The following is a 22,510-nucleotide window of genomic DNA, read 5'->3' on the forward strand; positions in this document are numbered from 1 at the left end:
CCGCTTCGCGGCACGGTCCAGCGCCTTGGCGACCTCTGGGGTCTCGGTGACCTGGTGGCGAGGGCGGGCGGTAGGCATGACTAGAGTGTGGCACCAATCGTCGAGGTGATACACCGGTGCTCTGTGCGTGGTCCGCTGCGGGGGTGGCCCAGCGGAGAGCCCTCGGCGCGAAGTTCGACACTCTCGGGTGCACCGCTGCAGCGTCTGTGAATTCAGCGGCTCAAGGTGGGGTCGGTCTGAGGTCGCGATGTCAGTCAAGCGGGTGCTACTGCGGCGCGGACGCGCGCTTCATACGGCCGATCGGGACATTGGCGACCCGGTGGGTTCGAGGGTCTGGGATCACCTCCATAACGTCACGAGGCGAAACCGGGCTGACCTGTCTCGCGGCCCGTCCCAGGGGCGTGATCCTGGCGGTGAGTGCGCCAAGGACCCGGCCAGTCCTCGGGTCGCCGGGCACCTCACCCCGAACGGCGCGCCCGATACCACCAGGAACACGCTGCCATCGTCGCCGTCCTTGCCGACCGGGCCCCCACCGCCGCTGAGACCCTCCTCGGACGCCCGTGAACCACCAGCCCAAGACAGTGCCCAAGGTCGCAGACACCAGCCCACCTCGCCGATCTGCGGGTCCATCGAGATAGCCGTCGTGTTTGTCAAGATCAGATCTTGGTGGTCGGGCAGGCCCGGGTCAGGCAGGTCCGGGTCAGCAGGTCGGGCGCTCACGTCCCGTGCCACGGCGACGATGGGGACCCAGCCGGCTACGCCCCAGCGCAGGCCCGGCTGTGGGATCCGGCCGCTGGCCACGACTCCGAGCCGGCCGCCCTTCAATCCGGTGACGGCCAGCAGGACCGCCGGTGACCACGCCACGGACACAAACACGGAGATGACGACGGCGGCCACCAGCCGGACGATCAACCAAAGCACGCCCTTGAGCGCGGTCAGTCGCTGGGTGGAGTCGTCGATGAACAGGCTGACCGCGGCCAGCATCATGATCGCGAGCCCGGCGACGAAGAAGCCGCCACACAGCGACCGCGAGCGCACCCCACCTACCTCGAGCAGCACTGGTGGATGCCACCACCGGCGGCACCGGCGCTGGACGCTAGAGTCCCCGCCATGGACAAAGTCGTCGCCAGCGCTGCCCAGGCCATCGAGGGGATCTCCGACGGGGCCAGCCTCGCGGTGGGCGGGTTCGGCCTGTGTGGCATTCCCGCCGTGCTCATCGCGGCGATCCACGACGCCGGCGTCACCGACCTCGAGGCGATCTCCAACAACTGCGGCGTCGACGACTGGGGTCTCGGGATCCTGTTGAGGGACAAGCGGATCCGTCGGATGGTCTCGTCCTACGTCGGGGAGAACAAGGAGTTCGCGCGGCAGTACCTCGCCGGTGAGCTCGAGGTCGAGCTGACCCCTCAGGGGACGCTGGCGGAGCGGTTGCGGGCCGGCGGGTCGGGCATCCCGGCCTTCTTCACGGCCACCGGGGTCGGCACCCAGATCGCCGAGGGCGGCCTGCCGTGGCGGTATGCCGCGGACGGCACCATCGCGCTGTCGTCACCGCCGAAGGAGACCCGGCAGGTCGAGTGGCTGGGCGAGATGCGCACGTTCGTCCTCGAGGAGGCCATCGTCGCCGACTACGCACTGGTCCGGGCCTGGAAGGGCGATCGGCACGGCAACCTCGTCTTCAACCAGTCCGCCCGCAACTTCAACCCCCTCGCGGCGATGGCCGGCCGGGTCACGATCGCCGAGGTCGAGGAGCTCCTCGAGCCCGGCGAGCTCGACCCCGACCAGATCCACCTGCCCGGAATCTACGTCCAGCGGGTCCTGCCCCTGACGCCCGAGCAGGCCGCCGACAAGCGGATCGAACGCCGCACGGTCAGCCCCGCGGCGACCCCAGCCACCGAGCAGACCATCGATCGGCCGACCGAGCAGAAGGGGGCCTGAGCCATGGCCCGCACCCGTGAGCAGATGGCGGCCCGCGCCGCCCGCGAGCTGTCCGACGGCGCCTACGTCAACCTCGGCATCGGCCTGCCGACACTGGTGCCCAACTACGTCCCCGACGACGTCGAAATCGTCCTCCAGTCGGAGAACGGCATCCTCGGCATCGGACCCTATCCCGTTGCGGGAGAAGAGGACCCGGACCTCATCAACGCCGGCAAGGAGACCGTGACCCTGCGCCGCGGGGCGTCGTTCTTCGACTCGGCCACGTCCTTCGGGATGATCCGCGGCGGCAAGGTCGACGCCGCCATCCTCGGCGCGATGCAGGTCTCCGTGGCGGGGGACATCGCCAACTGGATGATCCCCGGCAAGATGGTCAAGGGGATGGGCGGCGCGATGGACCTCGTCCACGGCGCCAAGAAGGTCATCGTCCTGATGGAGCACGCGGCCAGGGACGGCTCCTACAAGATCGTCAACGAGTGCTCCCTGCCGTTGACCGGCAAGGGCGTCGTCCAGCGGATCATCACCGACCTCGCCGTCATCGACGTCACCCCCGACGGACTCGTCCTGCGCGAGCTCGCCGAGGGTGTCACCCAGGACGAGGTCCGCGACAAGACCGAGCCCGAGCTGATCATCGACCTCGGCTGAGATCGAGCGTCACGGCCTCGGCGGCCAGCCGGGCGGACTGGTCACCGTGCGGGTCACGGGCGATGACCACCGACCCGTCCAGCGCCCACGCCGCGAGGGCGTCGCGCAGCACCCGCTCGAGCGACCCAGCGAGGGACACCCGCGGACCCGGCCCCCAGTCGCGCCGCGGCACGACGTCGCCGTATGCCGTCTGCTCACCGCCGGTGCCGAGGCGCAGGGCGGTGGCGTCCCCGGCCGCCTGGTCCCACACGTCGAGGACGTCGCCGTAGCCCGCCAGCTGGTCGGCCTCGTCGAACGCGCCGGGCGGGCTGTCCGGACGCGACCGGGCCAGCATGGGCAGGCTGACCAGGACGACCCGGCCGGCGGACCTCGCCGCGAGCTGCGGGTCGTCGGTGACGAGCAGGTCGACCCGGGCGGCCAGCTCCGTCGCCGACGCCTGCGGGCCGGGGAGCACGACCGTGGCGCCGACGGACCACGAGGCCAGGGCCCAGTAGACGGCCCGCCAGTGCACCGGGAGCACGATGGTGACCTCCACGCCGGGGCCCACGTCAAGCTCCTCCTGCAGTGCGTTGCCGGCCTTGTTGACCCAGTTGCCGAGCACCTTCGCGGAGAGCTCGATCCGCTCGCCGCGGGTGGGTCCCTCGGCGTCGTCGTAGAACGTCAGCCGTGGACGGGTCGCGTCCGAGCGCAGGATGCTCGCGAGGACCTCGGCGGGGGTGGGCACGGGTTCACAGTAGGCCCCCCCACCCAGCAGCGCCTGGCGCGCCCGACCGGGCGCGGACCCGTCGCGCGGGTAGGCTCACCGCCATGCTCGAGCCTGCCCGGGACGACCTGCAGTCGGCGTTCCTCAAGGTCGCTGTGGTCGGTCCCACCCACCCCTACAAGGGCGGCATCGCCCTCCACACGACGGCGCTGGCGCACAACCTCCAGCGGGCCGGCCACGACGTGACCCTCGTCTCCTGGTCGCACCTGCTCCCGCCGGCGCTCTACGACGGCGACGTGCACGTGCCCGGCGGGGTCCCCGAGTCCGAGCCGTTCCCCCGGACGGTCCGGGCCCTGAGCTGGGCCCGCCCGGACACGTGGGTCCGCACCGGTCGACGCCTGCGGGCCTTCGACGCGATCGTGCTCGTCCACGTCATCCCCGCCGTCGTCCCCGCCCACCTCGCCCTGCTGCGCGGCGCAGGCACCGGCCGACCCGACGCCGGGGGAGCCCGGCCCGGCGCTCCCCGCAGCGTGCTGGTCTGCCACAACGTCCTGCCCCACGAGCCGCACCTGGGCGACCGGGAGCTGGTCAGCTCCATGTTCCGACGGGTCGACGCCGTCCTCGTGCACAGCGCCGAGCAGGCCCGGATCGCCCACGACCTCGGAGCCGACCGGGTGTCCGTCGCCGACCTGCCGCCGCACCTGCCCGGTGGCGGGTCGGTCGAGCGGCCGGCGCACCACGGCCCGGCCCGGCTGCTCGCCCTCGGGCTGGTCCGGGAGTACAAGGGCGTCGACCTTCTCCTCGAGGCCCTGCGGGAGGTGCCCGAGGTGCGCCTGACCATCGCCGGCGAGATGCTCGGCGAGCACGCCCAGCGGATCCGCGGCCTGGCTGCCGACCCCGCGCTCGCCGGTCGTGTCGTCATCCGTGACGAGTACGTCCCGGCCGAGGCGCTGGCCGACCTCCTGGCCGAGCACGACGTGCTGACGCTGACCTATCGGCACTCGACCGCGTCGCAGAACGTCCTGCTGGGCCACGTCCACGGCCTGCCCGTCCTCGCCTCCGACGTCGGCGTCTTCGGCCAGCAGGTCCGCGACGGGGTCGACGGCATCCTTGTGCCTCCCGGGGACGGGCGGGCTCTGGCCGGGGCGCTGCGCCGGCTCACCGATCCCGAGCTGCTGGCGCGGCTGCGCGCCGGCGTGGACCGGCCGGACCTGTCCGCACCCTGGGCGTCCTACGTCGGTGCTGTGGAGGCGCTCGCGTCGCCGGACGCCGCCGGCGCCGAGGAACCGGACCTCGAGGCGGCCGACCCCGAGATCCCGGACGACAAGACGGCGGCCCCGCTCCGGCCCACCCTGCTGGCCCGGGGCCGTGCTGCTGCCGCCGCCGTGCGCACCCTGCGACGTCCCCTCGTGGAGCTGACGCGGGCCGACCTGCCGGACTGGCTGATGCCGAGCGACGTCCTCGGAGATGCCGCTGGCGCGGACGAGGCCGCGGCGACCGCCCGGTCGTTGAAGCTGCCGCGCCCGGGTGACGACACGGCGGCGTGGGCGGCACTCGGCGCCCTGGCCGCGATCGTCCGCGTCGGCGACGACGGCCGGCGCCACACCGTCATCGTCGACGAGTCCGGGGCCCGTTCGCCGCTGTCGCGCTGGGCGCGGGCCGTCGGCTTCGCCCCCGTAGACCTCGGCCTGACGAGGCCGCGCGCCTCGGTGGCCGCCCTCGAGGTCGACCCGGGAGCCCTCGACGTCATCGCCCGGGTCCACCCCGGCGGGTGCGACGCCGACGACGTCGACGAGACGCTCGGCCAGGCGTCCTGGGCGCTGCGCTCCGGTGGCCTGCTCATCCTCACCGTCCCGCTCGGGCCGGCCGGCGCTGATGGCGCCGTCGGACCCGCCGACGTCCGGGGCATCACCGCCCGCGCCCACGACCTCGGGTTCGTCCTCGTCGGGGACCTCGACGGTGACGTCAACGCCCGGATGATGCGGGCGAGCGCGAGTGCCACGGCGAGTGACACGGCATACGGGCTCGTGCGTCTGACGCTGAGGCGTCGGTGAGGTCGTCCCGTGCGTGGCTTCTCACGGTGGTGCGCGTCGTCGTCGCCCTGCTCGTCCTCGCTGTGGTGGTCTGGGGCGTGGCGCGCAGCTGGCCCGAGATCTCCGTGGACCTGCGACGGGTCGACGCGGCGACGCTCGCGCTCTCGACCCTGTTCGCCGCGGTGGGCACCTGGCTGACGCTGCTCGGCTGGCGGGTCCTGCTGGCCGACCTCGGCTCGCCGCTTCACCTCGCGCCCGCCGCAGGGGTCTTCTTCGTCGGACAGCTCGGGAAGTACCTGCCCGGCTCGGTGTGGAGCGTCCTTGCCCAGGCCGACATGGCCGCCCGCCTGCACGTGCCTCGGCGCCGGACCGGTGTCGTCGGGCTGGTGGCGATCGGGCTCTCGGTGCTCACGGGGATCCTCGTCGGCCTGCCGGCCGTCCCGCACCTGCTGCGGTCGTCGTCGGGCGGCGGCTGGCTGCTCCTCGCGCTCCCGGCCATCGCCGTCGTGTGCTGGCCGCCACTGCTCAACCGGCTCATCGCCCTGGGGCTGCGGATGCTGCGGCGCGAGCCCCTCGAGCACGATCTGTCCACCCGGGCCGTCCTGGTGACCGTGGCGCTGTTTGTCCTCGCCTGGCTCTGCTTCGGCGCGCACACCCTCGTCCTGGCCCGCACCATTGCCGGGCCCGGGGCGCCGGGCCTGACGGTGGCCGCGCTGACGGGCTACGCCCTGGCCGGCTCACTCGGCATGCTCACCGTGGTCCTGCCCGCCGGCCTCGGCGCCCGAGAAGGGATCATGACCCTCGTCCTCGCCTCGGCCATGCCCGTCTCGGCCGGCACCGCCGTCGCCATCGTGTCGCGGTTCGTCATCACCGTCGTCGACGTGCTTGCCGCGGGCGCCGGGTGGGCCTACGCCCGACGACACCACCTCACGGCCTCCGGCGCCGCCGGGCTCGAGCAGAGCGACGCCGACCAGCGGCCGTAGGATCCGGGGAAGCGACGCGGATCAGCTGGCCCCGGCCTCCGGGGCGTCGGTCTTGGGATAGGCGTTGACGAACGACATCACCGTCTCGCCGGAGAGGTCACCACACAGCTGCCGGTGGCCGCTCTGCGTGGCATTGGCGCCGCCCGCGCCGCCGGTTGCGGACCAGTGCGACAGGGCGTACTTCTTGCCCGCGGGAAAGGCGCCGTAGCCGTCGTTCCAGGGGGCGACGATGAACTTGCCGGCCGACGCGTCGAGTTTGCTGCCGACCTCTGCCAGCTTCTGAAGCTGGTCGGCCTTGGCTGCGCCCTCGCTCTTGAGATACCACAGCACCGTGTAGCCGTGCTCGAGGTTGTGCACCAGCGCCTCGACCGGCGGGCTGTCCTGGGTCGTGTAGAAGCTGCGGCTTCCGACGGCCGGGGTTGCGAAGTGCGACCCGCTGCTCGGCGGGATCGTGGTGTAGTCGACCTTCTTGAGGTCGGGCTTGCTGGTGCCCGGACCGACGTGATCGCTGCTGCCCGCCGCCGGGTCGGTGGTCGGGGGGTCACACGACGCAGCGGCGCTCGGGACGCCGATCGCCATGATCAGGGTGGAGGGCTTGTTGGTCTCGGCCGTCCGCTGGCCGTCGATGACGCCGTAGGTGATCACCCCGGCGAGGAGGACGACGAGGGCGGTGCACCCGGCGATGATCATCAGCACCGTGCGGCGCTCGCGGCTCTTCTGCTGACGCTTGAGGTCGGCGAGGAGCTCTTGCCGGTCGGTGCGGCCAGTGGCCTTCGGGGGCGTCGTGTGCCTGGCCACGGTGTCCTTCGGGTAGGAGCGGACGGAAGTCGTTGGAGAACGAACCGCCCCAAGTGTAGGTTCCGGCCGGGCCCCACGGGCTCACGTTGTGCGCAGCCGTTCCCCGGGGGGGCGGGTCAGCTCTTCCAGCAGCTCGAGCACGTGGCGGTAGGGCTCTCCCGTGGCCCGGGTCATGCCCAGCTCGCACGTCCGGTTGCACGAGGCGTGCGCGGTGGCGTCCATGGCGGCGACCTCGGCGGCCTGCACGAGGGTGGCTGACGCGGTGAGCTCCGGGTGGAGCATCCCGCGATCCCCCGCGAACGCGCAGCAGCCCCAGCTCACCGGCACCTCGACGCGCTCGGCCACCTCGCGGGCGAGCGTCGACAGGTCCCCGTTCAGGCCCATCCGGGTGGACGAGCAGGTGGGGTGCAGGGCGAGCGAGTCGAGCCGGGTGTGCTCGGGCAGGTGGGGCAGGACGTGCGAGACCGTGAACTCGACCGCATCGAGCACCGTCATCGGCCGGTCGCTCGGATCCGACTCGAGCGTGTGCCGCAGACCCTCCGTGCATGACGAGGCGTCGCACACGATCGGCAGTCGGCCGTCGCGGGTCGCCACGCGCAGGGCAGCCAGCGTCCGGCGGTGCATCGTGGCCTCACCGGCGGCGAGGCCCTTGGACGACCACGGCGTGCCGCAGCACAGCCCGTCGATCGCCGGCGGCACGACCAGTGTGATTCCGGCGCGTTCGCAGAGCCGCTCGAAGCTGGCCTGGACGCCGGGCGAGGAGTCGACGGCCGGTCCGAACATCGCCCCGACGCAGGCGGGGAAGGAGACCGCCTGCGGCGCACCGCTCGGCGCGGGGCGCTTCCGGGCGCCGCCGCCGCCCGGGAGCTCCGCCGAGTACAGCGGCACGATGTCCGCACCGAAGACGGTGCGCGCGAGCCGGTCCGGGGCGAGCAGGAGGCCGGTCGGGACCGTGTGGGCCACGTCCAGGGCCGCACCGGCGCCCCGGGTGACGCCACCCCAGTGCTTCGCGGCGCTGCCCCAGACCCCGTTGACCACCGGTCCCGCGTCGCGTCGGCGCAGCCGCTTGACGAGGGTCCCGGTGTTGATGTTGACGGGGCAGGCCGTCTGGCACATGCCGTCGACCGCGCAGGTCTGGACCGCGTCGTAGTCGTAGTCCTGCTCGAGCTCGGCGACGAGGGCGTGGTCACCATCGACCCTGGCCTGTTCGATCGCGCGCAGCGTGACGATCCGCTGGCGCGGCGTGAGGGTGAGGTTCCGGCTGGGGCAGACCGGCTCGCAGTAGCCGCACGAGACGCACCGGTCCACCTCCTCGGCCACCGGCAGCGCCGTCTTGATGTGGCGCAGGTGCGCCTGCGGGTCGTCGTCCATGATCACGCCGGGATTGAGCATGCCGGCGGGGTCGAAGAGCACCTTCACCTGGCGCATGACGTCGTAGAGCTCGTCGCCGTACTGACGGCGCACGTAGGGAGCCATCACGCGGCCCGTCCCGTGCTCGGCCTTCAGGGAGCCGCCCTCGTCGAGGACCACGCCCACCATGTCCTCGGTGAACGCGCTGTATCGATCCAGCTCGGCCTTGGTGCTGAAGCCGTCGGTGAGCATGAAGTGGATGTTGCCGTCCTTGGCGTGCCCGAAGATGACGCTGTTGCGGTAGTCGTACCTTTCGAAGAGGGTGGTCAGCGCGATGCAGGTGCGGCCGAGCGACGGCACCGGGACGACGACGTCCTCGAGCAGTGCGGTGGTGCCCTGGCGACGGGCCCCGGCGACGGCGGCATACAGGCCCTTGCGCAGGTGCCACAGCCGGGCGCGCGCGGCGGGGTCGGTGCTGAAGCCCGCTGGAGCGCGCAGGGGCAGGCGCTCCACGAGGTCGAGGCCGACGCGTTGCCGCTCGCCAAGCTGATCCGGGCTGTCGGCGTGGTATTCAACGAGAAGGGCGGCGTGGTCCCGGACGGCGAGGTCGAGGATGACCTGGGGGGTCCCCTTGAGGGACTGGCCCACCTCGAGGGACAGTGCATCCATCAGCTCGAGGGTGGCGGCCCCCGTCTCGACGAGGGCGGGCAGGGCGGTGTTGGCGGCCTCCAGGTCGTCGAAGACGAGCAGTCCGGTCGTCACGTGGGGGAGCACCGGGATGGTCCGGAAGACGCACTCGGCGACGAATCCGAGGGTCCCCTCGCTGCCCACGATGAGGTGGGCGAGGATGTCGGCCGGCTGGTCGAAGTCCAGCAGGGAGTTGACGCCGTAGCCCATCGTGTTCTTCATCGAGAACTGGCGCGAGATGGTCGCCACCGACTCGGGGTTGCCGCGCACCCGTCGGGACAGCCGGAGCAGGCCCTCGTGCAGCTCGGGCTCGAGGGTCCGCAGGCGCTCGTCGGCGTCGGGCGCCCCGGTGTCGACCACCGTGCCGCTGGGCAGCACGACGGTGAGGGACTGCAGCGTCTGGTAGGTGTTGTCGACGGTGCCGCAGGCCATGCCGGACGAGTTGTTGGCTACCACCCCGCCGATGGTGCAGGCACTCTCGCTGGCCGGATCCGGTCCGAACTTGCGGCCGTAGGGAGCGAGCCGCGTGTTCAGGGCTCGCACGGTGACGCCGGGCTGGACCCGGACGCGGTCCCCGCCGTCGAGCACCTCGATGCCCGTGAAGCTGCGGCGGACGTCGACGAGCACGCCGTCGGTGACGCCCTGGCCGCTCAGACTGGTCCCGCCCGACCGGAAGGTCAGGGGCACTCCCTGGGCGGCGCTGGCGCGCAGGAGCCGACCCACCTCGTCGGCGTCGCCCGCGATCACCACGGCCTGCGGGATCAGGAGGAAGTGCGAGGCGTCGTGGGCGTTGGCATGCAGGTCGAGGGCGCGGGTGCGCACGCGCGTCGGGTCCGCCACCGCCGCGCGGAGCGCGTCGAGCAGGCCGACTGCAGGGATGTGGGGCTCGGGCACGCGGTCTCCCTACGCGGTCTCTGTCAGGTCTCTGTCACGTCGTGGTGCCAGCGCCTCCCAGCATCTCACGCGTGCGAGTGGTCGCTCCCGTGGGCGGTCGCCGTCGGTGGGCCTTGTCAGACTGGGGCGGTGACCCCCGACACCGACGCCGCCGTGGGCCGGTCCTGGCGCTCGCAGAGACCGGTGGCCCTCGGGGCGATCACCGCGACCTTCCGTCGGGGATCCGGGGACCCGACCTTCCGTCGCGCCCCGGACGGAGCCGTGGTCCGGGCCGTCCGCACGCCCGCCGGGCCGGCGTCCCTCGAGCTGCGCGTGGCCGCCCCGGACGCGACGGTCGAGGCGAGGGCCTGGGGGCAGGGGGCGCAGTGGGCCCTCGAGCACGTGCCCGACCTGCTCGGCGGGGCCGACGACGACGAGGGCTTCGTCGCTCACCACCCGCTCGTCGCGGAGGCGGCGCGCCGCTTCTGCGGGTGGCGCGTCCCCCGCAGCGGACTCGTCCTCGACGCCCTCGTGCCGGCGATCATCGAGCAGAAGGTCACCGGACAGGAAGCGTTCGCCGGCTACCGCCGGCTCGTGGGGCGGTTCGGGGACCCGGCACCCGGGCCGTATGCCGCGCTGGGGCTCCGGTTGCCGCCCACCGCGGCGGGCTGGGCGGCGATCCCGTCCTGGGAGTTCCTCCAGGCCTCGGTCGACTCGGCGCGCTCCACGGCGCTGGTCCGGGCGGCGCGGGCCGCGGGACGGCTCGAGCAGGGCGTGGACCTCACGCCGGCCCGGGCCCGGCTCCGGATGCAGGCGGTGCCGGGGGTCGGGGTGTGGACCAGCGCCGAGGTGGCCCAGCGTGCTCTCGGGGACGCCGATGCGGTCAGCTACGGCGACTACCACGTCGCCAGGAACATCGGCTGGGCGCTGACGGGCCAGGAGGTCGACGACGACGGCCTGGCGGAGCTGCTGGAGCCGTATGCCGGGCACCGTTACCGCGTCCAGCGACTCCTCGAGCTCGCCGGGGCGAGGCGTCCGCGTCACGGCGCCCGGATGGCGCCGCGCACCCACCTCCCGCGCTGAGGTCACGGGCGCGCGCGTGAAGGCGGCTGCGTCCGGCATCCCGGTCGCTCCAGCCGCCGACGTGCCGGACGCAGCCAGGCGCAAGAGCCAGCCGCAAGAACCGGACGTGACCGCAGCGGTCAGGCGCGGGGGGCCACCGTGATCGTCACCGAGGTCGGGGTGCGCTCGGCGAGGCAGGCGTCGACCCACTCGCCCCACAGGGCGACGACGATCCGGGCCGCGGCGATCCCGCGGTCGACGGCGTCCTCGGCGGTGACGACCACCTGCTCGACGCCGACGTCGACGCCCACCCCGGGCAGGTCGTGGATGGCGGTCGCGACTCCGCGCCCGACCCGGACGGCGAGGGGTTCGGGCTCGCTGGACGCGATGCCGACGCGCTCCGCCAGCTCGCTCCCGGGCTCGACGCCCAGTGCCGCGCGGACCGCCTCCGCGCGCCCGAGGCCGAACCAGTCACCCGGGCCGGTCCGCACGAGGTCTCGCGCGCCCGGCATCCCGGGATGCGCCTCGACGACGTTGTCGCCCAGCCCCCGGACGTGCGCGACGGGCACGGCGTCGGCCTTGCCCTTGACGAGGTCCCCAGCAGCCGCGACCTCGTCGGCCACGGCCCGGGCGGTCACCTCCAGGGCGCGTCCGTCGGCATCGACGCCGCCGCGCAGGTCGTTCACCACCTCGATGCCGAAGGCGCCCAGCGCGAAGTCGGTCTGCCCCGTCCGCCAGGGACGTCCGGCCGTGTCACTGAGGACGATTCCCAGCCGCGTGACCGAGGACGCGCGGCACAGACGGGTGTGGAGCTGGCGGCACACCCCGTCCGGGTCGTGCGGCAGGAGCAGGAGGTGGTCCGCGCCGCCGGTGTTCGAGGCGTCGACGCCAGCCGCCGCCATGACCGGCCCGCCCCTGGCCTTGACGACACGGGTGACCCGGCCTCCCGTGGTCCGCTCGGCAAGGACCCAGTCGCTCTCGGCGGTGATGACCGCCTGCCGGTCGCTCGACGGCGCGGTCAGCCCCAGGGCCTTCGACGCGATCTTGCTCGAGACGACGAGGACGTCGCCGTCCTCGAGGGTGAGGCCCGACGCCGCGAGGGCGGTGGTGATGAGCGCGGCGAGGTCGTCGCCGGCATGGACCTCCGGCATGCCGACCAGCGGGGTCAGCGTCAGGGTCACCCGCGACTCCCCACGAGCTTGCGGCCGAGGTCGACCGCAGCGCCGGCGATGTCGGCGGCGGTGTCCGTGCCGGTCATCAGCAGGGGTCGCGCCTCGACGGTGAGGCGCCCCGAGGAGCGGAACCCGCCGTCCTCCTCGGCGACGAGCCACCCGTCGAGGAAGTCGGCATAGAGGCCCGCGACGGCGCGCGTGCTCGACTCGACGCCGATCGCCGCGAGACAGACGTCGGCGTGGCCGCGCACGGGCAGCCCGGAGATCAGCGGCGAGACCCCGACGACCGGCGCGCGCGTCCCTCGCAGGGCGTCCCGCACCCCGGGGACGCCGAGGATGATGCCGATGGACACGACGGGGTTGCTCGGGGGCAGCAGGACGAGGTCGGCCCCGCGGATCGCGTCGAGCACGCCGGGGGCGGGGGTGGCCCGGTCCATCCCGGCGACGACGAAGCGCTGGGCGGGCACCGCGGCCCGCAGCCGCACCCACCACTCCTGGAAGTGGACGGCCCGCTGCCCGGCCTCGTCCTCGATGACGACGTGGGTCTCGACCGGGGTGTCGGTCATCGGCAGGAGGGTGACGCCCCGGTCGGGCAGGCCCCAGCGCCGCGCCAGGCGCGCGGTCACCTCCGAGAGGGTCACCCCCTGGCCCAGCCACATCGAGCGGGCCACGTGGGTGCCGAAGTCCTTGTCGCCGAGGCCGAACCACTGGGGCTCGATCCCGTATGCCGCGAGCTCACCCTGGAGGGAGTGCGTCTCGTCCTCGCGCCCCCAGCCCTGGCTCTCGTTGATGCCGCCGCCGAGGGTGTAGAGCACCGTGTCGAGGTCGGGGGAGACACGCAGCCCGAAGAGGGTGATGTCGTCGCCGGTGTTGCCGATGACGGTGACCGTGGACCCGGTCAGCTCCGGGGTGCGGGCGAGGTGGGCGAGCAGACCGCGCAGGAAGCGCGCTCCGCCGACCCCTCCGGCCAGGGCGGTGATGTGCATGACGTGAGTCTGGCAGCAGCGCCGCTCGCCCTCGTCCCGTCGCCCGGGGCCGCGTCGCGACCGGGGCGGGCCGGGTGCCGGACGTGTCCCGATTTGTCGCTCAGGGCTCGAATCCGTGCCAAGACTTGGCAAATATCACTGTTCGGCTTGACTTATGACCAATGACACGCGTGTAATTTCATTGTTGTCCTTCCGTGAGGCGTTCACGGGTCCTGGGGCAACATGCGCTAACAGGGTCGAGGAGGGCGCTATGCAGGAGCTACAGCTGATCACGCTGGACGAGGGGACCGAGGAGGAGCTGTCGTGGCAGGAGCGTTCGCTCTGCGCCCAGACGGATCCCGAGGCCTTCTTCCCGGAGAAGGGCGGGTCCACCCGCGAGGCCAAGAAGGTCTGCGTCGGGTGCGAGGTGCGCTCGGAGTGCCTGGAGTACGCGCTCGAGAACGACGAGCGGTTCGGCATCTGGGGCGGCCTGTCGGAGCGCGAGCGCCGCAAGCTGAAGAAGCGGGCGGTCTAGTCGCCGTCGGCGACCCTCCCACCCTGTGACGACCACCACCTCGTGACGACCACCGTCCCCTCGCCGCCTCCAGCCGTGTCCGCACCGGCCGCCGAGCCACTCGCCGCACCGCGGGTGTGCGCGATCCTCGTCGTCCACGACGGCGCACCCTGGATCCCGCCGAACCTCGCCGCCCTGGCTGCCCAGACCCGGCTGCCGGACCGGCTCGTAGTCATCGACCTCGCCTCCTCGGACGCGTCGCTCGAGCTCGTGCGTGCCCAGGCGGCGCTGCACCGCGCCATCGAGGACGTCGTGGTCGTCGCGGCCTCACGACGAGTCCCGTTCGGTGAGGCGGTGGCCCAGGCGCTGGCCGAGGCCGGCCCGGCCGACGTTGCTCCACAGCACGAGTGGCTCTGGCTGCTCCACGACGACAGCGCAGCCGACCCGACCACCCTGGGGCGCCTCCTCGAGGCCGTCCGGCGCTCGCCGTCGGTCGGGGTGGCCGGGCCCAAGGTCGTCCAGTGGGAGGACCCGCGACGGCTCGTGGAGATGGGCCACCAGCTGACCCGGTCCGGGCGGCGGATCGACGCGCCGGGATTCGGGGAGCCCGACCAGGGCCAGTACGACACCCGCAGCGACGTCCTCGCCGTCGGCACGACCGGCATGCTCGTGCGCCGTGACGTCTTCGACGACGTCCACGGATTCGACACGTCCTTCGAGCAGTTCGGCTCGGACCTCGACTTCGGCTGGCGTGCCCAGCTCGCCGGACACCGCGTCATCGTCGTCCCGGGCGCGCGGATGCGCGAGGCGTCCGCGTCCCGGGCCGGCGAGCGGGCCGGCGGCCCCGACCCGGCCGGTGCGCGCCGCGCCCAGCGACGGGCGGCCCGACGGGTCGCCCTGACCCGGTGCGCGCCGTGGAGCGCGCCGTTCCTGGCGCTCTGGATCGCCGTCAGCGCCGTCCTGGGCGCGGTCGTGCTGCTCGTGCTCAAGCGGCCCCGGCACGCCTGGGCCGAGCTCGCCGACCTCGGGGCCCTCGTCCACCCGCTCAGCTCGCTCCGGTCGCGATGGCGTTTCCGCGGCACCAAGCGGTTGCGGCGTGCCCACCTCTCGTCCCTGTTCGTCTCCCCCGGTGCGGCCGTCGCACACACCTGGGACCGGATCCAGGAGGCCCTGACGCCGCAGCGCTCCACCCGGAGCGGCGCCGCGACCGTCTCTCACGCCACCGAGAGCGGACCGGTCGCCGAGGAGGCCGAGGACCTCACCGCCTTGGCGACCTCGCTGCCGCAACGCCTGGCCACCCACCCCGGCACGCTGGCCGTGCTCGCCTGCGCGGCCCTGGCTGCCCTCACCTTCCGCGGCGCCCTGCAGACGGGCCTGCTCGACGCCCGTGGAGCGGGGCTGGCCGGCGGTGAGCTCCAGGCGGTCGCCACCGACTCCGCGGGCCTGTGGCACCTCTTCCGGGACGCGTGGCACGGGTCGGGATTCGGCACCTCGCTCGAGGTCGGTCCCCAGGTGGGAGTGCTCGCAGCCCTGACGTGGCTGGCCGAGCGCCTGCCCTACGTCGCCGACGGCCGGTCGTCGGCGTCCGTGACCATGGCCTGGCTGATGCTCCTCGCCATGCCGCTCTCGGCCGCCACGGCATACCTCGCCGCTCGGGTTGCGACGACCGCCCGCTGGCCGCGGGCCTTCGCGGCGCTGGCCTGGGGAGGCAGCGGCGTCCTCGCGGCAGCCCTGGGGGAGGGGCGTCTGCCCGTCGTCGTCGCGCACATCCTCCTCCCGCTCGTCGTCGCCGGGTTCGCCGCGGCGGCCACGCGCAGCAGCTCCTTCACGACGACCTTCGCGACGGCGCTTGCGGCGGGCATCGTGGCAGCGTTCGTGCCCGTCCTGCTGGTGGTCGCGCTCGGCGCGGCCCTCGTCCTGCTCGTGGTCGGTCCGGGGGTGGCCGGCCGGGCGCGCGCCCTGGTCCTCGGCCTCGTGCCCACCGCGTTGCTCGGGCCATGGGTGCTGCGCTTCGCCCTCGACCCGCGGCTGCTCCTGTCCGGCGGTGGCCTGCTCGACGTCAACGAGGCGTCGACCCCGACGTGGCAGCTCGCCCTCGGGCAGCCGAACGGCGGTGCGCGGGTGCTCGCCCTGCTCTTCGTGCCAGTGCTCGCCGCTGCCGCCGTCGCCCTTGCTCGTCAGAGTGGCGCCCGCGGCCGGTCCGGGGCGTTGACCGGCCTCGCCCTTCTTGCCCTCCTCGGGCTGGGGTTGGCACTCGGTGCCCCGCGAGTCGCCGTCGGCCAAGTGGTCTCCGACACCGGAGCGCCCACGGTGGCCACCTTGTGGACGGGGGTGGGTCTGGAGCTCTACGTCGTCGCCCTTCTCGCCATCGTCCTCACCGGCTGGCACGGCGTGCGCCGGCTGCTCGGCGAGCGCCGGTGGGGCGCCCGGCGCCTCGTCGCCGTCCTCGGGGCCACCGTGCTCACCGTGGCCGTCGCCGCGTCCGCCGGCGTGACGGCCTGGGCCGGGCTCGGGGACGAGGTGAGCGTCGGACAGGACTCCCTGCCCGCGGTGTCGGTCGACCAGGCCACCGGGCCGGCTGCCAACCGGCTGCTGGTCCTCGCCCCCTCGGCGAGCACCGTCGACTACCGGCTCATCGGCGCCGAGCCGGGTGAGCTGCTCCGCGACATCGACCGCGCCCACCCGGTCACCGACCCCGGTCTCGGCGCGCTCGTCACCAGCATCGCGTCCGGCGTCGGCGACCTGCCCGGCGGGGCCGGCGCCCAGCTCGCCGACCAGGGCATCGGGTTCGTCTCGCTCCGCGGCACGCCGCAGAGCCCCCTGGCCCGATCCCTCGACGCGGCGGCGGGCCTGGCCCGGCTCGGCTCCACCGACGAGCAGACCCTGTGGCGGGTGCTGGCCCGCAGCTCGTCCGGGGCCGACGCCACCGCAGCCCTGCCGGTGCCGCCCTCCCGGGTGCGGGTGGTCGACAGCTCGGGGGCCCCGCTCCAGGGAGTGGACGTCGTCGGACCGCACGGCGCCGTCGACACCCCGCTCGCGGCAGGACCGGCCGGACGCTCGGTGGTCTTCGCGGAGGCGCCGGAGTGGGCCGACGTGGCCCAGGTGACGTTCGACGGCACGACGCTGCAGCGACTCTCCGCAGCCGGGCCGCCCACCTACCAGCTCCCCGCGACGGCCGGCCGCCTGAGCGCGGACCTGCCCCCGGCCAGGCAGCGCTGGTTCCTCGCCCAGCTCGCCCTGCTGGCCCTCGTCGTGTTCCTCGCGATCCCCTTCGGCAGCCGACGGTCACGGAGGCTGACATGAGCCGCCCCTGGCAGGGCGTGGTCCGGGCCGTCGCCGTGCTCGCGTCCGGCGGCGCTCTCGTGGCCGCCTCGTTGCAGGTCCCCGGCACCCTGTCGCTCGGCACACCGCTCAGCGCGATGGCCGAGGCAGGCCCCCGGCTCGTCGCGGTGCAGTCGGCGTCGTTGTCCTGCCCCGGTCCGGAGACCGAGGGGCTCGCGAACGTCCCCCCGGTCGCCGGGGTGACGACGGTCCTCGCCGCTGCGGCCCCTGCCCCGGCCCTCGCCGGCGTCGACCTGAGCGGCGCCGGACCGGGCCGCCTCGGCGTGCAGTCCACCCCGTCGGGGACGGTGCTCGGCCAGACCGACCAGCGGGCTGTCGTCGTTTCCGGCACCCTCCAGGGGGCCAGCGTGGGGCAGGTGACGGCGAACGGCTCGCTCGCGCCCGGCACCGGAGCCCTGCAGACCTGGCTCCGGACCCAGGGCGACGACCGTGCCCTCGTCACCACCGCGTGCACCGTGGCCAGAGCCGACCAGTGGCTCGTCGCCGGCGGCGGCGAGAGCACTCGCCGCGAACGCCTCGTCGTGACCAACCCGGGAGCCAACTCCGTCTCGGCCGACGTCACCGTCCTCGGGGCTGGCGGACCCATCGCGTCCGCCAACGGCAAGAACGTCGCCGTCCCGCCTCACGGGCGGGTCACCCTCCTGCTCGACGCGCTCGTGGGGCCGGAGAACACACCCGTCGTCCACGTGGCCGCGACGGGCGGCGTCGTCACGGCCGTCCTGCAGGACAGCTGGATCGACGGGGCCGTCGGGCGCGGCGCCGATGATGCCACGCCCACCGACGATCCCGCGACCGAGCAGGTCATCCCGGCGGCCTTCGTCGGCGGCCCGAGCCGGGTGCGCATCGGTGTCCCCGGTAGTGACGAGTCCGTGGTCCAGGTCCGGGTGCTCACCGCGACCGGACCGCAGGCGCTGCCCGGCGAGGGGGTGGTCCGGGTGCCTGCCGGGGCGGTGCGCGACGTGGACCTCAGTGCCCTCCCCGCCGGCGCGTATGCCGTGCAGGTCCGGTCCGACCACCCCGTCGTCGCCGGAGCCATGCTCGAACGACGCGGGGACGGCAAGGGTCAGTCGGACTTCGCCTGGACGGCGTCGACGGCGCCCATCCCGGTCATGACGGGCACCCCGCTGCCGGCTGCGGTCACGGGGACGCTGATGCTCGTGGGCACCGGCGCGCCCGCCGGCGCCACCGTTGTCACCGTGTCCGCCGCCGGAGCCGTCGCCTCCCGGGACGTCGCCGTGAGCGCCGACAGCGTCGCCGTCGTCGACGTCTCCGGGCTGTCCCAGGTCTGGGTGCTGCGGACCGCCGGCACACTTCGCGCCGGTGTCGCGCTCACCCTCGCGGACCAGGCCGGGGCCCCGCCGCTCTTCAGCATCGTCCCGCTCGGGCCGCTCCCGGTCAGCGTGCTGCAGGTCCCGGCGCGCGAAGTCCGGCGCTGAGGTGCTGCGCTGAGGTGCTGCGCTGAGGTGCTGCGCTGAGGTGCGGCCCTGACGTTGGCGACGAGGTCCGGTGCTGAGGTTCGGGGTCCGGCTGCGTCAGTGGTCGCTCTCGGGCCCCGGGTCGTCGTAGCCGGGGTCGAGCTCCTCGGGGGTGACCCCCAGCAGGGACGCGAGCTGCTCCGTCACCACCTCCGCGATGAGCGCCGACAGCTCGCGCTGGCCCTGGACCCGGGTCTCGACCGGGCGGCGGTAGACCACGATCCGGGGCGGGCGCCGCCCCTCTGCGCCGAAGAGGCGGCCCAGGGGGACCTCGGAGTGCTCCCACGGAGCCGGGTCGGAGGGGGGGACGTCCTCGACCCCGAACTCGACGGGCGGGAAGGCCCGCCCCCACGACTCCTCCAGACGGGTCGCCGCGTCGAGGACGAGCTCGTCGAACCGCTCGGCCCTGGTGGCCATCGCGGGGACGGCCGGCCACGCGAGCGGACCCCGGGGTCCCCGGCCGCGTCGGTCCCGGGTCCGCGGGGGGCAGGGGTGGGCGCCGGGGCCCGTCGAAGTCACCACGCCAGCCTACGGCGTGGCCCCGCGGCGCCCGGGGACGCGGCAACTAGAGTCCGGCTGTGGGTTTGACGAGGCAGTGCTCCAAGACCGGGTGCACCGGCGCTGCTGTCGCGACCCTCACCTACGTCTACCGCGACTCCACGGTCGTCCTCGGTCCGCTGGCGACCTATGCCGAGCCGCACACCTACGACCTGTGCGCCCGGCACGCCGAGCGACTGACCGTCCCCCGGGGCTGGGAGGTCGTGCGCCTCAGCGGCGACTACGTGCCGCCGCCGCCGACGAGCGACGACCTGCTGGCCCTGGCCGATGCGGTTCGCGAGGCGGGGCGCCCGCGGGGGCCCCGGGTCGGCGAGGTGGCCCGCACCCAGGCCCAGCGCGAGGCGGACACCGGAGCGGTCGAGGTCGGGCGCCGCGGGCACCTCAGGGTGCTGCGCGACTCCTGAGCGGCCTGCAACTAGGCTCATCCCTCGTGACTTCCTCATCGGCGCCGGTCCTCAAGGACTTCATCAAGGCCTACGACGTGCGGGGGGTGGTCCCCGAGCAGCTCAACGGGGACGTCGCGCGGGCGATCGGGTCCGCCTTCGCCCAGGTCGTCGCCCTGCCGGAGGACGCCCGCGCGGTGGTGGTCGGGCACGACATGCGCCCGAGCTCGCCGACGCTGAGCCGGGCCTTCGCCGAGGGCGTCGCCGCCCACGGCCTGGACGTGACCCTCATCGGCCTCTGCTCCACGGACGGGCTCTACTACGCCAGCGGCGCCCTGGGGCTGCCCGGCGCGATGTTCACCGCGAGCCACAACCCGGCCCAGTACAACGGGATCAAGCTCTGCCGCGCCGGAGCGCGGCCGGTCGGACAGGACTCCGGCCTGGCCGACGTGAGCGATCTCGCCCAGTCGATCCTCGACGCGGGCGATGGGCGCGACGCGGGAGACGCGGCCTCCCTTCCGGGGACGATCACCGAGCGCGACGTCCTGGCGGACTATGCCGTCTTCCTGCGCTCGCTCGTCGACCTGCGCGCCTCCCGGCCACTGAAGGTCGTCGTCGACGCGGGCAACGGCATGGGCGGGCACACCGTCCCCGCCGTCCTGGGCACGGATGCCGGCCTGGAGGCGCTCCCGCTCGAGATCGTGCCGCTCTACTTCGAGCTCGACGGGACGTTCCCCAACCACGAGGCGAACCCCCTCGAGCCCGAGAACCTGCGCGACCTGCAGGCCGCCGTCGTCGAGCACGGAGCGGACATCGGTCTCGCCTTCGACGGCGACGCCGACCGGTGCTTCGTCATCGACGAGCGCGGCGAGCCGGTGAGCCCGAGTGCCATCACCGCGCTGGTGGCCACGAGGGAGATCGACCGCGAGGTGGCCGCCGGCACCGACCCGGCCGAGATCACCGTCGTCTACAACGTCATCTCCTCGCTCGCCGTCCCCGAGATCGTCGCCGAGCACGGCGCCCGGGCGGTCCGCACCCGCGTCGGCCACTCGTTCATCAAGGCCGAGATGGCCCGCGAGGACGCGGTGTTCGGCGGCGAGCACTCCGCGCACTACTACTTCCGCGACTTCTGGTTCGCCGACACCGGGATGCTCGCAGCCCTGCACGTCCTGGCCGCCCTGGGCGAGGCGAGCGAGCCCCTCTCGACCCTCACCACGGCATACAGCCGGTATGCCGCGTCCGGCGAGATCAACAGCACGGTCACCGACGCCGCGGCGGCCACCGCCCGGGTCCGCGGCTGGGCGCAGAGCCAGGGCGGGGTGAGCTTCGACGAGCTTGACGGGATGACCGTCGAGCACCGGGGCGAGCCGATGTGGTGGATCAACGTCCGGGCGTCCAACACCGAGCCGCTGCTGCGTCTCAACGTCGAGGCGGCGGAGCGTGACACGATGGAGCACGTCCGCGACACCGTCCTCACCCTGATCAGAGAAGGACACGACCGATGAGCAGCATGACCATCGAGCCCTGGCTGCGCGAGATCCTGCGCTGCCCCGCCTGCCGCAGCACCCTCGCGGACGGCACCGGCCCGACGGGCGCTGCCGAGCTGCAGTGCACCGGCGAGCCGTGCGGCCGGGCCTACCGGATCGACGAGGGCGTGCCCGTGCTCCTCGTCGGCGAAGCGCGCTCGACGCGCGACTGAGCGGGCAGACCATGCCCGTCCTCGACGAAGCCCGGATCGACGACGAGGAGGCCATCGCGGCCCTGGACTCGCGCCAGACGCTGCGCTCGCTGGCCATGGCGGGGGCCCAGGTCCGCCAGGCCATCGACCTCACGGCTGACGCCGGCGTCCAGCGGGTCGGCGGCGGGGATCGACCGCGGTCGGTGCTCGTGGCGTCCCTGGGGGGGTCGGCCGTCGTCGCCGACGTCCTCGAGCTGCTGGCCGAGCCCGGCTCACCCGTCCCGGTCCACGTCCGGCGCAACCTGCCCCTGCCGGGCTGGGTGGGCGCCCTCGACCTCGTCGTCGCCGTGTCGCAGTCGGGCCGCGCCGAGGGGCCGCTCGCCCTGGCCGCCGAGGCCGCGCGCCGCGGCGCGTCCCTGCTCACCGTCGGGGCACCTCGCTCGCCGCTGGCACACCTCTGCGCCCAGGCGCGCGGGATCCACGTCGACATCCCCGCGGGGCTGACCTCGTCGCGAACCTCGTTGTGGGCGTTGCTGACTCCCGTCGTCATCGCGGCCGGAGCACTCGGTCTCGTCGATGCGGACCCCGGTGTCCTCGCCCGGGTCGCCGACCGCCTCGACCTGCAGGCCGGGCTCTTCCGGCCCGGCTCGGAGTCGTTCGTCAACCCGGCCAAGCTGCTGGCCGCCGAGCTCGCGGACGGGGTGCCGGTCGTGCTCGGTGACGGCCCCCTCACCGGGGTCGCCGCGGCCCGGGCGGCCTCGATGCTCGCGCGCACCGCCCGGATGCCCGCGACGTGGGGCGAGCTGCCCGACGCCGCGTCGCAGATCGTCGCGTGCTTCGACGGACCGTGGACCGACGCCGCCGAGCAGGCCGCGGGCCGCCCCCCGGGAGGCGACATCTTTGCCGACCCCTACCTCGATGCCCCGGCCAGTCCGAGACTGCGGCTGCTGATGCTGCGCGACGGCGGCGCCGGGGCCGAGGAGGTCGCTGCCGCAAGGCTGCTCGCCGATGCGGTCGTCCAGACTGCTCAGGACGCGGGGGTGCGGGTCAGTCAGCACTCGAGCGACCCGGGCCACCCGCTGGAGCGCCTTGCCGGCCACGTCGCGCTGACCGACTTCGCGGCGACCTACCTGGCCATCGGGCTCGGGATGGACCCGGGGCTCTCACCCCACGTCGCCGACCTGCGCGAGCGCACGAGGGACTAGTGTGTCGCGCCCTTGATTCTTTGGTTATTTATTAGCATGGGGTATGGCGAGAGCGGGACGACCCAAAGCGGAGTTGGTGTTGAGTGCTGAGGAACGTGAGCAGCTGAGCCGGTGGGTGCGTCGACATACGTCGGCCCAGTCGTTGGCGTTGC

19 protein-coding genes are annotated in these 22,510 nt (G+C 73.8%); 12 read left to right on the forward strand and 7 right to left on the reverse strand.

The window, feature by feature from the left end; genetic code table 11:
- Positions 1-339: 339 nt before the first annotated feature.
- Entirely contained in the window at positions 340-1,059 is a 720-nt protein-coding gene (locus ACLL9L_RS06495) for a hypothetical protein (protein WP_411283827.1), read from the reverse strand.
- A gap of 51 nt (positions 1,060-1,110) precedes the next feature.
- On the opposite strand from ACLL9L_RS06495, the gene ACLL9L_RS06500 reads away from it, so the two are divergent.
- Together ACLL9L_RS06500 and ACLL9L_RS06505 are read left to right on the forward strand one after the other, a co-directional pair.
- Entirely contained in the window at positions 1,111-1,935 is an 825-nt protein-coding gene (locus ACLL9L_RS06500) for a CoA transferase subunit A (protein ID WP_411283828.1), read from the forward strand.
- A 3-nt stretch (positions 1,936-1,938) separates the two neighbouring features.
- Positions 1,939-2,577 carry a CoA transferase subunit B gene (locus ACLL9L_RS06505; protein ID WP_411283829.1) on the forward strand — a complete coding sequence of 213 codons (639 nt, stop codon included), beginning with the start codon at positions 1,939-1,941 and terminating at the stop codon, positions 2,575-2,577.
- On the opposite strand, the gene ACLL9L_RS06510 is transcribed toward ACLL9L_RS06505, so the two are convergent.
- Entirely contained in the window at positions 2,561-3,301 is a 741-nt protein-coding gene (locus ACLL9L_RS06510) for a TIGR03089 family protein (RefSeq protein ID WP_411283830.1), read from the reverse strand. The two genes, ACLL9L_RS06505 and ACLL9L_RS06510, sit on opposite strands and share 17 nt — an antisense overlap.
- Positions 3,302-3,384: 83 nt before the next feature.
- On the opposite strand from ACLL9L_RS06510, the gene ACLL9L_RS06515 reads away from it, so the two are divergent.
- Both ACLL9L_RS06515 and ACLL9L_RS06520 read left to right on the forward strand, forming a co-directional pair.
- Positions 3,385-5,334: a glycosyltransferase family 4 protein gene (locus tag ACLL9L_RS06515; protein ID WP_411283831.1), complete on the forward strand. Its 1,950-nt coding sequence runs from the start codon at positions 3,385-3,387 to the stop codon at positions 5,332-5,334.
- Positions 5,331-6,296 carry a lysylphosphatidylglycerol synthase domain-containing protein gene (locus ACLL9L_RS06520; RefSeq protein WP_411283832.1) on the forward strand — a complete coding sequence of 322 codons (966 nt, stop codon included), beginning with the start codon at positions 5,331-5,333 and terminating at the stop codon, positions 6,294-6,296. Before ACLL9L_RS06515 ends, ACLL9L_RS06520 begins: the two co-directional genes overlap by 4 nt.
- 21 nt (positions 6,297-6,317) lie before the next feature.
- Here the strand turns inward: ACLL9L_RS06520 and ACLL9L_RS06525 are convergent, their stop codons facing one another.
- Both ACLL9L_RS06525 and ACLL9L_RS06530 read right to left on the reverse strand, forming a co-directional pair.
- A complete protein-coding gene (locus ACLL9L_RS06525) occupies positions 6,318-7,094 on the reverse strand; it encodes a DUF3105 domain-containing protein (RefSeq protein ID WP_411283833.1) in 777 nt (258 codons plus the stop codon).
- An 81-nt stretch (positions 7,095-7,175) separates the two neighbouring features.
- Positions 7,176-10,025 (reverse strand): FAD-binding and (Fe-S)-binding domain-containing protein, encoded by a 2,850-nt coding sequence (locus ACLL9L_RS06530; RefSeq protein WP_411283834.1) that lies wholly within the window; start codon positions 10,023-10,025, stop codon positions 7,176-7,178.
- 129 nt (positions 10,026-10,154) lie between these two features.
- On the opposite strand from ACLL9L_RS06530, the gene ACLL9L_RS06535 reads away from it, so the two are divergent.
- The gene (locus ACLL9L_RS06535) at positions 10,155-11,087 is read left to right on the forward strand and encodes a DNA-3-methyladenine glycosylase family protein (RefSeq protein WP_411283835.1); all 933 of its coding nucleotides are present in this window, start codon (positions 10,155-10,157) and stop codon (positions 11,085-11,087) included.
- A 119-nt stretch (positions 11,088-11,206) separates the two neighbouring features.
- Here the strand turns inward: ACLL9L_RS06535 and ACLL9L_RS06540 are convergent, their stop codons facing one another.
- Positions 11,207-12,247: a coenzyme F420-0:L-glutamate ligase gene (locus tag ACLL9L_RS06540; RefSeq protein ID WP_411283836.1), complete on the reverse strand. Its 1,041-nt coding sequence runs from the start codon at positions 12,245-12,247 to the stop codon at positions 11,207-11,209.
- On the reverse strand, positions 12,244-13,224 hold the full coding sequence (cofD, locus tag ACLL9L_RS06545; RefSeq protein WP_411283837.1) for a 2-phospho-L-lactate transferase: 981 nt from the start codon (positions 13,222-13,224) through the stop codon (positions 12,244-12,246). Before cofD ends, ACLL9L_RS06540 begins: the two co-directional genes overlap by 4 nt.
- A 250-nt stretch (positions 13,225-13,474) precedes the next feature.
- On the opposite strand from cofD, the gene ACLL9L_RS06550 reads away from it, so the two are divergent.
- The 3 genes from ACLL9L_RS06550 to ACLL9L_RS06560 all read left to right on the forward strand — a co-directional run bounded on the left by ACLL9L_RS06550 (position 13,475) and on the right by ACLL9L_RS06560 (position 18,495).
- Complete coding sequence (locus tag ACLL9L_RS06550) at positions 13,475-13,738, forward strand: WhiB family transcriptional regulator (protein ID WP_411283838.1); 264 nt, start codon at positions 13,475-13,477, stop codon at positions 13,736-13,738.
- 75 nt (positions 13,739-13,813) lie between these two features.
- Positions 13,814-17,020: a glycosyltransferase gene (locus ACLL9L_RS06555; protein ID WP_411283839.1), complete on the forward strand. Its 3,207-nt coding sequence runs from the start codon at positions 13,814-13,816 to the stop codon at positions 17,018-17,020.
- Complete coding sequence (locus ACLL9L_RS06560; RefSeq protein WP_411283840.1) at positions 17,017-18,495, forward strand: DUF5719 family protein; 1,479 nt, start codon at positions 17,017-17,019, stop codon at positions 18,493-18,495. The genes ACLL9L_RS06555 and ACLL9L_RS06560 overlap by 4 nt, the downstream gene beginning before the upstream one ends.
- Before the next feature lie 96 nt (positions 18,496-18,591).
- Here the strand turns inward: ACLL9L_RS06560 and ACLL9L_RS06565 are convergent, their stop codons facing one another.
- Positions 18,592-19,053 (reverse strand): metallopeptidase family protein, encoded by a 462-nt coding sequence (locus tag ACLL9L_RS06565; protein ID WP_411283841.1) that lies wholly within the window; start codon positions 19,051-19,053, stop codon positions 18,592-18,594.
- Between the two features lie 59 nt (positions 19,054-19,112).
- Here ACLL9L_RS06565 and ACLL9L_RS06570 point away from each other — a divergent pair, with 59 nt between their 5' ends.
- From ACLL9L_RS06570 to ACLL9L_RS06585, 4 genes are read left to right on the forward strand one after another with little or no spacing between them, the layout of a single operon-like run.
- On the forward strand, positions 19,113-19,496 hold the full coding sequence (locus tag ACLL9L_RS06570; RefSeq protein WP_411283842.1) for a DUF3499 domain-containing protein: 384 nt from the start codon (positions 19,113-19,115) through the stop codon (positions 19,494-19,496).
- Between the two features lie 26 nt (positions 19,497-19,522).
- On the forward strand, positions 19,523-20,980 hold the full coding sequence (locus ACLL9L_RS06575) for a phosphomannomutase/phosphoglucomutase (RefSeq protein WP_411283843.1): 1,458 nt from the start codon (positions 19,523-19,525) through the stop codon (positions 20,978-20,980).
- The gene (locus tag ACLL9L_RS06580) at positions 20,977-21,174 is read left to right on the forward strand and encodes a Trm112 family protein (RefSeq protein WP_411283844.1); all 198 of its coding nucleotides are present in this window, start codon (positions 20,977-20,979) and stop codon (positions 21,172-21,174) included. Before ACLL9L_RS06575 ends, ACLL9L_RS06580 begins: the two co-directional genes overlap by 4 nt.
- A gap of 11 nt (positions 21,175-21,185) precedes the next feature.
- Positions 21,186-22,358, forward strand: a complete 1,173-nt coding sequence (locus ACLL9L_RS06585; RefSeq protein ID WP_411283845.1) for an SIS domain-containing protein — start codon at positions 21,186-21,188, stop codon at positions 22,356-22,358.
- Positions 22,359-22,510 lie beyond the last annotated feature (152 nt).

Origin of the sequence: Lapillicoccus sp. (assembly GCF_046595215.1) — a bacterium.
Classification (GTDB): Bacteria; Actinomycetota; Actinomycetes; order Actinomycetales; family Dermatophilaceae; genus Lapillicoccus.

What these genes read in the sequence shown, in the direction of transcription:
- cofD (WP_411283837.1), bottom strand. Translation starts at nt 13,224, where the DNA reads ATGCACATCACCGCCCTGGCCGGAGGGGTCGGCGGAGCGCGCTTCCTG.
- ACLL9L_RS06550 (WP_411283838.1), top strand. Translation starts at nt 13,475, where the DNA reads ATGCAGGAGCTACAGCTGATCACGCTGGACGAGGGGACCGAGGAGGAG.
- ACLL9L_RS06580 (WP_411283844.1), top strand. Translation starts at nt 20,977, where the DNA reads ATGAGCAGCATGACCATCGAGCCCTGGCTGCGCGAGATCCTGCGCTGC.
- ACLL9L_RS06585 (WP_411283845.1), top strand. Translation starts at nt 21,186, where the DNA reads ATGCCCGTCCTCGACGAAGCCCGGATCGACGACGAGGAGGCCATCGCG.
- ACLL9L_RS06515 (WP_411283831.1), top strand. Translation starts at nt 3,385, where the DNA reads ATGCTCGAGCCTGCCCGGGACGACCTGCAGTCGGCGTTCCTCAAGGTC.
- ACLL9L_RS06505 (WP_411283829.1), top strand. Translation starts at nt 1,939, where the DNA reads ATGGCCCGCACCCGTGAGCAGATGGCGGCCCGCGCCGCCCGCGAGCTG.
- ACLL9L_RS06500 (WP_411283828.1), top strand. Translation starts at nt 1,111, where the DNA reads ATGGACAAAGTCGTCGCCAGCGCTGCCCAGGCCATCGAGGGGATCTCC.
- ACLL9L_RS06560 (WP_411283840.1), top strand. Translation starts at nt 17,017, where the DNA reads ATGAGCCGCCCCTGGCAGGGCGTGGTCCGGGCCGTCGCCGTGCTCGCG.